Below are 14250 nucleotides of genomic sequence, written 5' to 3' on the forward strand. Positions count from 1 at the left end.
CCATGCCCGCCCCCGCCCGAGCCCGCCGCCTGATGGTCGCCGAAGCGCTGGGGTTGTCGGGGCTGCTGCTGGGTGGGGCGTTGCTGTCAGGACCGGCCGGCGTCTCGATGGCGGCGCGGCCCGGTTCGTCCTCGCCCGCTCCCGCCTCGCCGTCGTCCCCGCCGCGGGCCGCCGCCCAGCCGGGCAGTGCGGGCCGGCCGCACGACGCGCTGAGCGCGCTGAACCGCAATCTGCTGACCGCCGCCGCGCTCGGCGACGCGGCGCTGGTGCGCAAGCTGCTCGGTGCCGGCGCCTCGCCGCATGCCGCCGACGAGCGCGGCCGCACCGCGCTGCTGCTCGCGGTCTATCAGCGCCACGGCGAGGCCGCCCGCGCGCTGATCCACGCGGGAGCCGATGTCAACCACAAGGACGAGCAGGCCAACAGCGCCTTCCTGCTGGCCGCCGCCAGCGGCCAGATCGAGCTGGTGCGGCTGGCGCTGGCGCACGGTGCCGATCCGCGCAGCACCGACCGCTATCGCGGCACCGCGCTGACCGCGGCGTCGCAGCACGGCAACCCCGAGGTGGTCAAGCTGCTGCTGCAGGCCGGCGTGCCGGTCGATCATGTCAATGCGCTGGGATGGACGGCGCTGCTGGAGGCCATCGTGCTCGGCGACGGCAGCACGCGCTACGAGCATGTGGTGCAGCTGCTGCTCGATGCGGGCGCCGACGCCAATCTGGCCGATCGCGACGGCGTCACGCCGACGCGCCACGCGCGCGAACGTGGCTACAAGACGATGGTCAAGATGCTGATGCGGGTGCGCGGGCACTGAGCGATTGCGCACCCCTTGTACCGCGCGCCGTCAACCCAGGCGCGCGTTCTCCGCTTCCTGCAGCTGGCGCCACATCACCTTGCCGGTCCCCGACTTCGGCAGCGCGTCGACGAACTCGACCACGCGCGGGTACTTGTAGGCGGCCATATTGTCCTTGGCCCAGGCGATGATGTCGTCGGCGGTGGTCTTGCCCTTCGCATGCGCCTTCAGCACGACCACGGCCTTGACCGTCTCGCCGCGATAGGCGTCGCGCGTGCCGATGATGCAGGCCTCCTGCACGTCGGGATGCTTGTACAGCAGGTTCTCCACTTCGGCCGGCCAGACCTTGAAGCCGGACGCGTTGATCATCCGCTTGAGCCGGTCGGTGATGAAGAAATAGCCCTCCTCGTCCATCCGGCCGAGATCGCCGGTGCGAAAGAAGGTCTTGCCTTCGAACTCGATGAAGGCCTCGCGCGTCGCGTCCGGCTTGCCCCAGTAGCCCTTGAACACCTGCGGGCCGCAGACGATGATCTCGCCGACCTCGCCCGGCGGCAGCTCCTTCAGCGTGACCGGGTCGACCACGCGCGCATCGGTGTTGAAGGTCGGCACGCCCAGGCACTGCAGCTTGGGCCGGTCGGCCGGATTGCTGTGGGTCGGCGCCATCGTCTCGGACAGGCCGTAGCCCTCCAGATAGTTCAGGCCGAACTGCTCGCGCAGCCGCTCGGCGATCGCCTGCGGCATCGCCGCCCCGCCCCCGCCGATATAGCGCAGGCTCGACAGGTCGAACTCGGCCAGATTCGGGCTGGCCAGGAAGTCGATCACCATCGTCGGGATATTGGTCCAGTGCGTGACCTGGTAGCGCGAGATCAGCCGGCCCGCGACCTCGCGGTCCCAGCGCGGCAGCATCACCACGGTCGCGCCGCTGTAGATCGGGCCGTTCATGCCGTACTGCATGCCGGTCACGTGGAACAGCGGCAGCACCGACAGGATCACCGACTCGGCGCCCGAGCCCGACCAGGTCGAGCCGCCGACCACGTTGTGCATCACCGAGCGATGGGTATGGATGCAGCCCTTCGGGAAGCCGGTGGTGCCCGAGGTATAGGGCATCACCGCCATGTCGTCGGGACCTGCGGTATGCGGGCCGGGCTGGTGGCCGGCGGCCAGCGCGTCGCGCCACTGCACGGCACCGGCCGGCAGCGGATGCTCGGCGGTCAGCCAGGCGGGCGGCGCGTCCTCGGGGTGCTCGTGGCGCTCGGGCAGCGCGTCGGCGTATTGGGTCACCAGCAGATGCTGCAGCTGCTGTTCCTGCGGCAGTTCCGCATTGGCGGCCGCGGCACCGCTGGCCAGATCGGCCGAGCAGATCGCCACGCGAGCCTGCGCGTCGGTGATGTAGTGCTTGAATTCTTCGGCCCGGTTCATCGGATTGACGGGCACCACGACCGCGTCGGCGCGCAGGATCGCGTAGTAGCCGACGATGAACTGCGGGCAGTTCTGCATGTACAGCAGCACCCGGTCGCCCTTGGCCACGCCGGCCTCGCGCTGCAGCCAGCCGGCCAGCGCGTTCGCCTGCGCCTCGAGCTCGCGGAAGGTGATGGCCTTGCCGAAATAGCGGATCGCGGCCTTGTCGGCATAGCGGCGCGCCGACACCTCCAGATTGACCCACAGCGAGGTTTCGGGCAGCACGATGGCGGTGGGCGCCCGCTTGGGCCAGAACTGGAAATGCGGGCGCGCGGCGGGCTTCTGGGTCTGCATGCGTTGTCTCCTGAGCGGTCTTCGCGACCTGTTCTCGAGCGTCGTTGCTGGGCGTCGTTGTCTGGCGTTGAGCCGACGCCGCCGCGGCCGGCAAGCAGCCCCGGCGGCGAATCGTCAAGCAATATAACCGAACGACCGTTCTATTTCCAAGGGGTAGATTCCCGCAACCAGGGTTGATATGCGCCGCGCCGTCCCCACATCGACCACAGGAAACCGGCCGTCCGGCGCGAGGCCGAACCTGTCCGCACGCGCCTTGGGGCCGGGGCGCGGATCTCACGCGATACCGGGAATTCACGAACAGCGAGGCAAGGAATGAGCGACGTCACCCTGCAGAACTTTGACCACGACGTGATTGCTATGTCGCGCAGCGTCCCCGTGCTGGTGGACTTCTGGGCGCCATGGTGCGGACCGTGCCGCACGCTGGGCCCGCTGCTGGAAAAGCTCGAGCGCGAGGCCGGCGGCAAGTGGAAGCTGGCCAAGATCAATGTCGACGAGAACCAGGAGCTGGCGGCCCACTTCGGCGTGCGCAGCATCCCCCATGTGATCGCCTTCGTCGACGGCAAGCCGGTCGACCAGTTCATCGGTGTGCTGCCCGAATCGGGGCTGCGCGAATTCATCGCCCGGGTCACGCCTGACCCGGGCCAGATCGCGCTGCGCGAGGCCCGGCAGGCGGCTGCCGGCGGCAAGCGCGAGATCGCGCGTGAGGCCTTCCAGGCGGCACTGGCCTTCGACCCCGGCTTCGACGAGGCACGCATCGACTACATCGCCTTCCTGCTCGACGGCAATGCGCTGGAGGAAGCGCAGGCCCAGTTCGGCATGCTGACGCCGCGCGCGCCGCAGCACGATGCCTATGCCGCGCTGCAGACGCGGCTGGAGGCGATGAAGGGCCTGGGCGACCTGCCCGACGAGGCCACGCTGACCGGCCGCATCGAGGCCAATCCCGCGGACCTGCAGGCCCGGCTCGATCTGGCGCGGCTGCTGATCGCCCGCCGTCAATACGAGCCGGCGCTGGAGCAGCTGCTGGCCATCGTACGCACCGACCGCGGCTTCGAGGATGATGTCGGCCGCAGGACGATGCTGTCGGTATTCGAGATGATGGGCGACGCGCCGGAGGCCGTGTCGCGCTGGCGCCGGCAGCTCAGTGCGGCGTTGAATTGATGTTGCGGGCCTGAGGGGGCGCGGTCGCCCTCTCCCGCGGGCCCCGGCCCCTCTCCCGCGCGCGAGAAGGGAAAAACCGGGGAGAAAACCGCGGAGAAAACCGGCGGTACTCTCCCTCGCCGCCTCGATGGTGTTCTTCCTCGCCCCTTCAGCGGGAGCGGGCCGGGCAGAGGAAGCGGCTCTAAAACGCAGGCAACGGCCCCGCCCTCACGCCGCCGGCCCCTCCACCAGCGTAAAGCCGTTCTGCCGCATGTAGGCCACCATCGCGGCGTCCTGCTTGCGCACGTGCAGCGCGAACCAGCCGGGCAGTTCCGCCACCAGGCGGCGCCCGGTCTCGAAGTCTCCTTCCTGCTCGACCTTGGCCCGGACCTTGTCGACGATCTCCAGCATCTGCCGATGCTCGCCGGCATGGCATTGGCGCGGGCCGAAGTTCATCGCTTCCATCCACGCCTCTTCCATGCCGAAGTGATAGCGGGTGTGGTCGATCCACTCGTCCAGCGCGGCCAGAAAGCCGTCGTCGCTGGCGCGCGCGGCGGCCTCGAGCAGCAGCACGAACTCCGCATGGGTATGGTCGGTGACCGGCTCGCCCAGATGCAGGTCGGCGGGCAGCGCGCTGCTGTCGAGATCGGGCGGTGCGGCGGTCGGGGTTGCGGGAATGGAAGCGGGAGCGGGAGCGGAAACGGTCATGAAGGCGATCGGTTATGCTGCGCGGAATGCCCGAAGGCACAGGGATACGCGCAAGGATACCGAATCCCGCGCGAATTCCGCGCCGGGCACGCCGTCCTTCCCCCCCTTCGTTCCCCTCGATGCCACGACTGATTTTCTTCTGCGGCCATGCCGGTACCGGCAAGACCACGCTGGCCCATCGGCTGATCGGCCCGCTGATGGAGGCCACCGGCGAGCCGTTCTGCCTGCTCGACAAGGACACGCTGTACGGCCGCTACAGCGCCGCCGCGATGGGCGCGCTGACCGGCGACCCCAACGACCGCGACAGTCCGCTCTATCTGCAGCATCTGCGCGATCCGGAATACCAGGGCCTGCTCGATACCGCGCGCGAGAACCTGGCGCTGGGCATCAGCGCGATCGTGATCGGCCCGCTGTCGCGCGAGATCCGCGAGCATCGGCTCAGCGATCCGGACTGGCTGGCGGTGCCGGCCGGCACCACGGTGCGCATCGTCTGGGTCCATCTGCCCGAGGACGAGGCGCACGCGCGCATCGTGCGGCGCGGCAATCCCAACGACGCCTACAAGCTCGCGCACTGGGAAGACTATCGGCGGCGGCGCTTCATGCCGGCGGCGGCCGACTATCCGGAACTGATCTTCTTCGACAACCTCGCGCCCGGCGAGGCGCAGGTCGCGCGGCTGCTGGACGCGCTGCGCGCCTGAACACTCGTGTCGTCCCCTGCAGGCGGGACCCAGTGGCTTGAGCTCAAGTCGCTGGCCCCCCCGCGTTCGCGGGGGCGACAGGGAACCGCCAGCGTCAGCGGGCCTGCGCGATCGCGCTCAGCGCCACCGACGCCGCGACGAAGCCGAACACCGCGGTGACCGCGACCGACGAGCCGAAGCCCGCGCAGGCCAGCCCCTGCGGCCCCTGCCGCGGCGGGTGGGCGGCGTCGGCGAACGGCGCCTCGTCGATCTCGCATGCCTGCTGTTCGGGCTCGGGATAGCGCAACGGTTCGTCGGAATACACGGCCGGCAGGCCGAACGGCTTCTTCGGATCGCGCGGCAGACCCCACTGCTTGCGCAGCCCGGCACGGACCTTGGCCAGCAGCGGGTCCTGGATCGTGCGGGACAGGTCGGCGACGCGCACGCGGGTCGGGTCGAGCTGACCGCCCGCGCCGCCGCAGGTGACGATCGGCAGCCGCTGGCGCCGGGCCCAGCCCAGCATCGCGATCTTGACCTTGACCGCGTCGATCGCGTCGATCACGTAGTCATGGCCGGCCAGCAGCGCCTCGACGTTGTCGGGCGTCACGAAATCGTCGACGGGACGCACCCGCACGCGCGGGTTGATCTGCACCAGCCGCTGCGCCATCGCCTCGACCTTGGCGCGCCCGTACTCGTCGCCCAATGCGTGGATCTGCCGGTTGGTATTGGACGGCGCGATATGGTCCAGATCGATCAGCGTGATGCGGCCCACCGCGTTGCGGGCCAGTGCCTCGGCGGCCCAGCTGCCGACCCCGCCGATGCCGACCACGCAGATGCTGGCCGCCTCCAGCCGGGCCAGCCCGTCGGCGCCGTAGAGCCGCGCCACGCCGCCGAAGCGGCGGTGATGGTCGTCGGCCTCGGCGCTGTCGTGCGGCAGCGCGGCGGGCAGTTCCGCCAGCGCGAGCGCGGCGGCGGGGTCGTCATTGCGGTCGGGTCGGGAGTGCGCGTTGCGGTCGTCGGCCATCGAGGACTTCACCATCGGCTGGACCCGCCGGCCGAGCAAAGACGGTGGACGGCGGCGGGCAAAAAATGCGGAAAACGCGGGCATCATTGTCAGTCGCATGCCGACAGGAGGGCCCGGCGCGCAACTATACAATAGCCGCAACGTGGTACGTCCGCCGCGCCAGCGCACCAGCCCGGTCCGCGCGTGCGCCGGCCAGGAGCCCTTCAATGTCGTTGCGCCGCCAGGCCGTGCTGTGGAGTGTGTTGACGCCCTTGGTATTGATCGCGGCGGTGGTGGCGTTCGTGCTGCTGTTCGACTGGAACCGCCTCAAGCCCTGGCTCAACGAGAAGGTCAGCGATGCCATCGGCCGGCCGTTCGCCGTCAATGGCGACCTGATCCTGACCTGGCGCCGGCCCGAAGGCGAAAGCGGCTGGCGACGCCTGGTGCCGTGGCCGCGGCTGTCCGCCCGCGACATCACCATCGGCAATCCCGACTGGACCCAGCAGCCGAACCTTGCCACCGCGCGCGAACTGGTGTTCCTGCTGCGGCCGCTGCCGCTGCTCACGCGCGAAATCTCGCTGCCGACCATCACCATCGACGGCCCGTCGGTCGCGCTCGAGCGGCTGGCCGACAAGCGCAACAACTGGACCTTCCCCACCCGCGAAGACAAGGAGCCATCGCAATGGCATCTGGAAATCGGCGAGGTGGTGCTCACGCGCGGCCATCTGGCGCTGAACGATGCCGCCAGCAAGATCGAACTGCGCGCGACGCTCGAAACCATCGGCGATGCCCCGCTGTATGACAAGGATCGCGACGGCCCGCTTGCACCTTCATCGGCACCTTCGTCGGCACCTTCGTCGGCACCTTCGTCGGCACCGGCCGCTTCGGCGGCCCCCGCGAGCGGCGCCAGCGGGCCGGCCGCGGCTTCGGCCGCCGCGGCCTCCGCCGCCAGGGCAAACAGCAAGGGCGAACCGGTCTACGGCATCCGCTGGCGCGCGGTCGGCCACTACAACAAGGCCACCATCAACGCCAACGGCAAGGCCGGTGCGGTGCTGAACCTGCGCGACGCCAGCCGGCCCTACCCGCTGCAGGCCGATATCCGCGTCGGCAGCACCCGCGCGCAGATCGAGGGCACGCTGACCGAGCCCGCCCGGCTCGCCGCGCTGGACCTGATGCTGCAGCTGTCCGGCGAGAGCATGGCCGACCTGTACCCGCTGACCGGCGTGGTGCTGCCGGAGACGCCGCCGTATCGGACCAACGGCCGGCTGACCGCGACGCTGCGCAAGGGCGCGTCGGTCTACCGCTATCAGGACTTCAGCGGCCGGGTCGGCGGCAGCGACCTCGGCGGCACGCTGACCTATACGCAGCGCGATCCGCGCCCGCTGCTCGCCGGCGAGCTGGTGTCGAAGCAACTGCGCTTCGAGGACCTGGCGCCGCTGATTGGCGCCAACGCCAAGCCGGGACAGGCGGCGCCGCGCAGCCCGGTACGCCAGCCGGCCGACAAGGCGCTGCCGGTGGCGCCGTTCCGCACCGAACGCTGGGACGACATCGACGCCGACGTGCGTTTCACCGGCCAGCGCATCATCCGCGACGTCGATCTGCCGATCAACAATCTGCAGACCCACATCGTGCTGCAGGACGGCGTGCTGAATCTGAAGCCGCTGAACTTCGGCGTCGCCGGCGGCACGCTGAGCTCGACGCTGCAGCTGAACGGCAAGCGCACGCCGATGGGCGCGACCATCGACATGACGGCGCGCCGTCTGAAGATCAAGCAACTGTTCCCCAATCTCGAATCGATGCGCGCCAGCATCGGCGAGATCAACGGCGCGGCCAAGCTGTCCGCCACCGGCAATTCGGTCGCGGCGCTGCTCGGCTCGTCCAACGGCGAGGCGCGGCTGCTGGTCGAGAACGGCACCATCAGCAAGTTCATCCTGGAGGCGATGGGACTGAACGTCGGCAGCGTGATCATCGCCAAGCTGTTCGGCGACAAGCCGGTGCAGATCCATTGCGGCGTGGCCGACTTCACGTTCACCAATGGCATGGGCCGGGCCCGCACCTTCGTGATCGACACGCAGGACGCCACCATCAACGCCACCGGCGTGGTCGATCTGGCCAGCGAGCGGCTGGGCCTGACGATCAACCCCGACTCCAAGGGCATGCGCGTGTTCTCGCTGCGCTCGCCGCTGTATGTCGGCGGCACGCTGAAGGACCCGCGCGTCAGCCCCGACATCGGCGTGCTGGCGCTGCGCGCCGGCGGCGCGGTCGCGCTGGCGCTGCTGGCGCCGGTCGCCACGGTGCTGCCGCTGATCGACCTGTCGCCGGCCGAGGACAGCCAGTGCGGCAAGCTGCTGGCCGAACTGCGCAAGCGCCCGACCGCGCCGCCGCCGGGCAAGACCTATCGCGATTGCCGCGCGCCGGCCGCCTCCGGTCCGGCCGCGCAGCCGCCGGCGGGCGGCAACGAGCCCGAGCCGCGTCGCCAGAATCCAACCGCGCCGGCCGCACCGTCGCCCGGACCCAACAGATCGCCGATGTACCAGGGCGGTTGACGCGCAGCGCGATGCACTCGTCTGCGCCGCTGCCTCGGTTACCGATGCTCCAGCGCAACACTCTCGAACGCACGCCCCCTTTCTGTGCACCAAAACCTAAAAGACCGTTGCACGCTGTCAACAAGCGTCCCATAATTAAATGGCCATTTACATGGAGACGCCAAGCGGTAGCGGCGGCTCGATGCACAACACCACGCTGTAAACGGATGGCAATTTGCAGGTGACGTCCTTCAGGATGCCGCCTGTTGCGGGGCGCGGCGCATGCCGCCCCCCGTTCGTCTTTTTTCGGGTTGTTCCCGTCTTCCGGTCCTTCGTTCCACCTTCCGCCTCCCGGTCCCTGCACGAATGACGCCGTATCCCGCCGCCGCCATGCCGATCAGTGTTCTGATCGCGCTGACGGTGTGCAACCACGTGGCGTTCAACGCCAGCCGCGTCGTCGTTTCCCTGTTCGCCATTTCGCTGAAGGCCTCGACCATCACGCTCGGCCTGCTGATGTCGCTGTACGCGCTGCTGCCGATGCTGCTGGCGATCCGCGCGGGGCGCCGCATCGACCAGATCGGGCCGCGCCGGCCGATGACGGCGGGCTCGCTGATGGTGGTCGGCGGCACGCTGTTGCCGGCGATCTGGCCGAGCATCGCCGCGCTGTACCTGTCGTGCGCGCTGATCGGTGTCGGCTTCATGCTGGTCCAGGTCGCGATGCAGCTGCTGATCGGCCAGCTGTCGACCGACGAGACCCGTCTTCGCAACTACACCTGGCATGCGCTGGGCCTGTCGGTGTCGGGCACGCTCGGTCCGGTGGTGGTCGGCTACGTGATCGAGCACGCCGGCTACCGCCCCGCCTTCCTGCTGCTGGTCGGCGTCGCGCTGATCGGCCAGATCGGGCTGCGGCTCGTCCATGACCGCCTGCCCGCGCAGGGCGCCGGCGCGGCGCGCCAGGCAGCGCTCGATGGCAGCCGCGGCTCCGCGCTGGACCTGCTGATGGTGCCCGAGCTGCGCGCCGTCTTCGTCGCCAGCGCGGTGCTGTCCGCCGCGTGGGACCTGCATGCCTTCCTGATCCCGATCCAGGGCACGCGCGTCGGCCTGTCGCCCTCGTCGATCGGCTGGGTGCTCGGCGCCTTCGCGATCGCCACGCTGGCGATCCGCATCGCGATGCCGCTGGTCACGCGCCATCTGTCCGAATGGAAGATCATCCGCGGCGCGCTGCTGGTCGGCGGCATCGCCTACCTGCTCTATCCCTTCGTCTCGACGTTCTGGCTGATGTGCTGTCTGGCGTTCGTGCTGGGACTGGCGCTCGGCAGCGCGCAGCCCAACGTGATGAACATCCTGCATAGCGCGTCGCCGTCGGGCCGCGCCGGCGAGGCGCTGGGCCTGCGCTCGGCCGTGCTGAACACCAGCCAGGTGGTCTGGCCGCTGACCTTCGGCGTGGTCGGCACCGCGCTGGGCATGCTGCCGATCTTCTTGTCGATGGCCGGCGCGATGGGCGTCGCCGGTTTCTATTCGCGCGGACAGACGCGCAAGCTGCCGCCGCCGGCCGCCTGAAGGCCGCCCCGGTGGGAAGGCCAAGCGGAGCCCGGTCGGAGCCGGCTCGCGGGCCGGGATGCGTTCGCTATACTCGAGGCATCCGGATCCGCATATCGACCGCGCGCAAGCAGGTGCGCCGACGCGATCGGAGAACCGTTCAGGAATCTTCAGCCATCCCCTCCGCGGCCATGCCGCTGCCCTTCCCGCCATGACGCAACTCGCCGATCTCCGTCGTACCTATGTGCTCGGTTCCCTCACCGAAGCCGATGTCGCGCCCCAACCCATCGCGCAGTTCGAACGCTGGTTCGAGGAAGCGCTGACCGCCAAGCTGCCCGAGCCCAATGCGATGACGCTGGCCACCGTCGATGCAAGCGGCCAGCCGTCGGCCCGCATCGTGCTGCTCAAGGGCATCGACGAGCGCGGCTTCACCTTCTTCACCAATTACGAGAGCCGCAAGGGGCTGGACCTCGCGGTCAACCCGCGCGCCGCGCTGCTGTTCCACTGGGTTCAGCTCGAACGGCAGGTGCGCATCGAAGGCGTCGTCGAAAAGGTCAGCGACGCCGAGAGCGATGCCTACTTTGCCTCGCGGCCGCTGGGCTCGCGCATCGGCGCCTGGGCTTCGGCGCAGAGCCAGGAGGTGGCCGACCGCGCGCTGCTGGAACAGCGCGAGGCCGAGTTCCGCCAGCGCTTCGGCGAGAACCCGCCGCGGCCGCCGCATTGGGGCGGATATCGCGTGGCGCCGACGCGCGTCGAGTTCTGGCAGGGCCGCCCGTCGCGGCTGCACGATCGCATCGCTTACCTGCGCCAGCCGGACGGCAGCTGGCGCATCGCGCGCCTGTCGCCGTGATCGTTCTGACGGGCGCGCTGCGCTGTGCCTGTTTTGCCCCTGACATCGACATGGGGTCTAGGCAGTGCACTGCACACCGGCGCGGTTTGGCGTATAAAGTGAAACGCCAGACGCACCCGGCAGCGGGCTCTGGCGTTGGGTATGGCACAGCTTGATATATCTGGCAGCGAGGCCGCCCACAGCTGTTCGTTCGGAAATATGCCGCCATTCATCAGGAGGAAAGCCGCATGTTTTTCAAGCAAGCACTGGACACGCAACTGGAGCGCTGGGTCGCGGAACTGCGCGACAAGGCCAACCTGCCCGTCAAGCTGCGGCTCTGGAATGGCCATGAATACGCGCTGGGCAACTTCGAACAACCCGCGGTCACGCTGACCGTGCGCGAGGCCGGCGCGCTGCCGCTGCTGCTGACGCCGACGCTGGACAATCTGGGCGAGGCCTACGTCCAGCAGAAGATCGATCTGGAAGGCAAGCTCGCCGACATCATCGCGGTCGGCTACGGCTTCTCGCGCGCGACCACGCAGCTGGCCGGCAGCACGCTGGCGCGCGTCGCGCAACGCTTCACCCATACCAAGCAGGAAGACAAGGCGTCGATCGAATACCACTACGACGTCTCCAACGACTTCTACAAGCTGTGGCTGGACCCGAACATGGTCTACTCGTGCGCGTACTTCGAGCACGGCACCGAGGACCTGGCCACCGCGCAGCTGAAGAAGATCGACCACATCCTGACCAAGATCCGCGTGCAGCCGGGCCAGACGCTGCTCGACATCGGCTGCGGCTGGGGCGCGCTGGTGCTGCGCGCCGCGCAGAAGTTCGGCGCGCGCTGCGTCGGCATCACGCTGTCGGAGAACCAGTTCGCGCTGGCGACCGAGCGCGTCAGGCAGGCCGGACTGCAGGACCAGATCGAGATCCGGTTGCAGGACTACCGCGACGTCACCGGCACGTTCGACCGCATCACCAGCGTCGGCATGTTCGAACACGTCGGCAAGGAAAACCTGGTCACCTACTTCAGCCGCATGTGCGAGCTGCTGGCCGACGACGGCATCGCGATGAACCATGGCATCACCTCGCCCGACCCGGACAGCGGCAAGGTGCCGATGGACGGCGCGCAGTTCATGGACCGCTACGTGTTCCCGCAGGGCGAGCTGCCGCATATCGGCATGGTGCTGCATACGCTTGCCAAGGGCGGCCTCGAGGCCTACGACGTCGAGCTGCTGCGCCGGCACTATGCGCAGACGCTGCGGCACTGGGCCGACAACTTCGAGGCGCACGGCGAGACCATCCGCGCGATGGTCGGCGAGAAGAAATACCGCATCTGGCGGGTCTATCTGGCCGGCTGCGCGCAGGCCTTCGACAGCGAGAAGATGTCGATCTACCAGGTGGTCTGCCACAAGGCGACCCAGCCGTCGAGCACGCTGCCCTGGTCGCGCCATTACATCTACGACAAGACGCTGGATTGAGGTCCTGGCTTGACGCCGACGTTGCCGACTCGCCGACTCCATCAGGCTCGACTGAACCCCCTTTGACTGAAGATCTGTTCGGCGACCCGGTGTCCGACACGACATCGGGTCGCATCGCTTCTACCGCAGCCCCCGCCGACCCCGCGGCCCCGGCCGCGTCCGCAACGGGCGCCAAACCGGCCCGGCGCGGCAAGACGGTCCAGCCGGTCGCGCCCTCGGCGGAACTGGCGGCGCTGGCCGCGCGCCTGCCCGCTCATCTTTATCTCGGCACCTCGACCTGGTCCTATCCCGGCTGGAAAGGCCTGGTCTACGACGGCGACTACAGCGACAGCCTGCTTTCGCGCAAGGGCCTCGGCGCCTACGCCAGCCATCCGCTGCTGCGCGCGGCCGGCGTGGACCGCGGCTTCTACGCGCCGATTCCGCTGGCCGACTATCTGGCCTACGCGGCGCAGGTGCCCGACGATTTCCGCTTCCTGGTCAAGGCGCCCGCCAGCGTCTGCGATCCGTGGCTACGGGCGAGCAACGGCGCCGGCCGGCTCGCCAACGCGGCATTCCTCGATGTCGAGATCGCGATCCGCGACTTCATTGCGCCGGCCACCGCTGGGCTGGGCGCCAAATGCGGGCCGCTGCTGTTCCAGCTGTCGCCGCTGCGCGCGATGGCGGCCGATGCCGCCGGCTTCCTGTCGCGGCTCGATGCCTTCCTGTCGGCGCTGCCCGCGCTCGACCCGGCGCAGACGCCGAACGCCTGCTACGCGGTGGAACTGCGCGACCCCGAACTGCTGACGCCGCGCTTCATCAAGCTGCTGCGCGCGCATCGCGTGCGTTTCGGCTGTGCCGCGCGCGACCGCATGCCGCCGCTGGCGCGCCAGGCCGCGGCGCAGGCGCTGCGCGACGAGGGCGAGCCGGGGCCGCTGGTGCTGCGCTGGCTGCTGCATCAGGGCTATGGCTACGAGCAAGCCGAGGCGGCGTTCGAACCGTTCGACCGGCTGCACGCGCTCGATCCGCAGACGCTGGCGGCCGCGGCCGATCTGGCCGTGCGTACGCTGCAGGCCGGGCAACCGGCCTATCTGATCGTCAGCAACAACGCCGAAGGTTGCGCGCCGCTGACGCTGGCGCGGCTGGCGGAAGCGATCGCGCAGCGGCTGGGCGTGTAGCGTCTCGCCGCTGCCGTGTTGGCTGTGATTGGCGTATTGCGCGTTTACTGCGCGCTTACTGCGCGCGCAAGCGGTGCGCGAAGCTCTTGCGGAACTTGGCCACCTTCGGCGAGATCACGAAGGCGCAATAGCCCTGTTCGGGATGATTGCGGAAGTAGTTCTGGTGATAGGCCTCGGCGCGCCAGTAGCGCTGCGCCGGCTCGACCTGCGTGACCAGCGGCCCGTCGTACAGCTGGCGCGCGGCGATGTCGGCCATCACCTGCTGCGCGGTCGCACGTTGCGCGTCCGAGTGGGTGTAGATCACCGAGCGGTATTGCGTGCCGACGTCGTTGCCCTGGCGATTGAGCGTGGTCGGATCGTGGATCGCGAAGAAGATCTCGAGGATCTCGCGATAGGAGATCACCGACGGATCGAACGACACCCGCACCACTTCGGCATGGCCGGTGTCACCGCTGCAGACCTGCTCATAGCTGGGATCGTCGACATGGCCGCCGGTATAGCCGGACTCCACCGCGGTCACGCCCTCGACCTGCTGATAGACCGCCTCCAGGCACCAGAAGCAGCCGCCACCGAGCGTGGCGATTTCGGTTCGATCTTCCATGGATGCTTACCCGTTGGGATGCGCGGCAAGGCGCGATCGAACGATGATACCCGCCG

12 protein-coding genes are annotated in these 14250 nt (G+C 69.1%); 8 read left to right on the top strand and 4 right to left on the bottom strand.

Translation table 11 applies throughout. The annotated features are described in order from the left end of the window. Window positions 1-2 precede the first annotated feature (2 nt). On the top strand, window positions 3-809 hold the full coding sequence (locus F7Q96_RS04370) for an ankyrin repeat domain-containing protein (protein ID WP_170265837.1): 807 nt from the start codon (window positions 3-5) through the stop codon (window positions 807-809). A 30-nt stretch (window positions 810-839) separates the two neighbouring features. Here F7Q96_RS04370 and F7Q96_RS04375 read toward each other — a convergent pair whose 3' ends face one another. Further along, complete coding sequence (locus tag F7Q96_RS04375) at window positions 840-2540, bottom strand: long-chain fatty acid--CoA ligase (RefSeq protein ID WP_053821236.1); 1701 nt, start codon at window positions 2538-2540, stop codon at window positions 840-842. 312 nt (window positions 2541-2852) lie between these two features. Here F7Q96_RS04375 and trxA point away from each other — a divergent pair, with 312 nt between their 5' ends. Beyond that, window positions 2853-3698, top strand: a complete 846-nt coding sequence (trxA, locus tag F7Q96_RS04380) for a thioredoxin (RefSeq protein WP_053821235.1) — start codon at window positions 2853-2855, stop codon at window positions 3696-3698. Window positions 3699-3905: 207 nt separating this feature from the next. Here the strand turns inward: trxA and F7Q96_RS04385 are convergent, their stop codons facing one another. Then, a complete protein-coding gene (locus tag F7Q96_RS04385) occupies window positions 3906-4385 on the bottom strand; it encodes a bacteriohemerythrin (protein WP_082371403.1) in 480 nt (159 codons plus the stop codon). A 119-nt stretch (window positions 4386-4504) separates the two neighbouring features. On the opposite strand from F7Q96_RS04385, the gene F7Q96_RS04390 reads away from it, so the two are divergent. Then, window positions 4505-5083: an AAA family ATPase gene (locus F7Q96_RS04390; RefSeq protein ID WP_053821234.1), complete on the top strand. Its 579-nt coding sequence runs from the start codon at window positions 4505-4507 to the stop codon at window positions 5081-5083. A 94-nt stretch (window positions 5084-5177) separates the two neighbouring features. Here the strand turns inward: F7Q96_RS04390 and F7Q96_RS04395 are convergent, their stop codons facing one another. Continuing rightward, window positions 5178-6020 carry a tRNA threonylcarbamoyladenosine dehydratase gene (locus tag F7Q96_RS04395; RefSeq protein ID WP_053823004.1) on the bottom strand — a complete coding sequence of 281 codons (843 nt, stop codon included), beginning with the start codon at window positions 6018-6020 and terminating at the stop codon, window positions 5178-5180. A 272-nt stretch (window positions 6021-6292) separates the two neighbouring features. On the opposite strand from F7Q96_RS04395, the gene F7Q96_RS04400 reads away from it, so the two are divergent. The 5 genes from F7Q96_RS04400 (at window position 6293) to F7Q96_RS04420 (ending at window position 13593) form a co-directional block, all read left to right on the top strand. Further along, window positions 6293-8611, top strand: coding sequence for an AsmA family protein (locus tag F7Q96_RS04400; protein ID WP_151022178.1), 2319 nt, complete (start codon window positions 6293-6295; stop codon window positions 8609-8611). A 345-nt stretch (window positions 8612-8956) separates the two neighbouring features. Next, window positions 8957-10150 carry an MFS transporter gene (locus F7Q96_RS04405; RefSeq protein WP_053821233.1) on the top strand — a complete coding sequence of 398 codons (1194 nt, stop codon included), beginning with the start codon at window positions 8957-8959 and terminating at the stop codon, window positions 10148-10150. Window positions 10151-10340: 190 nt separating this feature from the next. Beyond that, window positions 10341-10979 (top strand): pyridoxamine 5'-phosphate oxidase, encoded by a 639-nt coding sequence (gene pdxH, locus F7Q96_RS04410; RefSeq protein ID WP_053821232.1) that lies wholly within the window; start codon window positions 10341-10343, stop codon window positions 10977-10979. A 227-nt stretch (window positions 10980-11206) separates the two neighbouring features. Continuing rightward, window positions 11207-12439, top strand: coding sequence for an SAM-dependent methyltransferase (locus tag F7Q96_RS04415; RefSeq protein WP_053821231.1), 1233 nt, complete (start codon window positions 11207-11209; stop codon window positions 12437-12439). A 62-nt stretch (window positions 12440-12501) separates the two neighbouring features. Further along, window positions 12502-13593: a DUF72 domain-containing protein gene (locus F7Q96_RS04420; protein ID WP_249041649.1), complete on the top strand. Its 1092-nt coding sequence runs from the start codon at window positions 12502-12504 to the stop codon at window positions 13591-13593. A gap of 55 nt (window positions 13594-13648) precedes the next feature. On the opposite strand, the gene msrA is transcribed toward F7Q96_RS04420, so the two are convergent. After that, a complete protein-coding gene (gene msrA, locus F7Q96_RS04425) occupies window positions 13649-14194 on the bottom strand; it encodes a peptide-methionine (S)-S-oxide reductase MsrA (RefSeq protein WP_053821230.1) in 546 nt (181 codons plus the stop codon). Window positions 14195-14250 lie beyond the last annotated feature (56 nt).

This window comes from Cupriavidus gilardii, from assembly GCF_008801915.1.
GTDB classification, from domain to species: Bacteria; Pseudomonadota; Gammaproteobacteria; order Burkholderiales; family Burkholderiaceae; genus Cupriavidus; species Cupriavidus gilardii.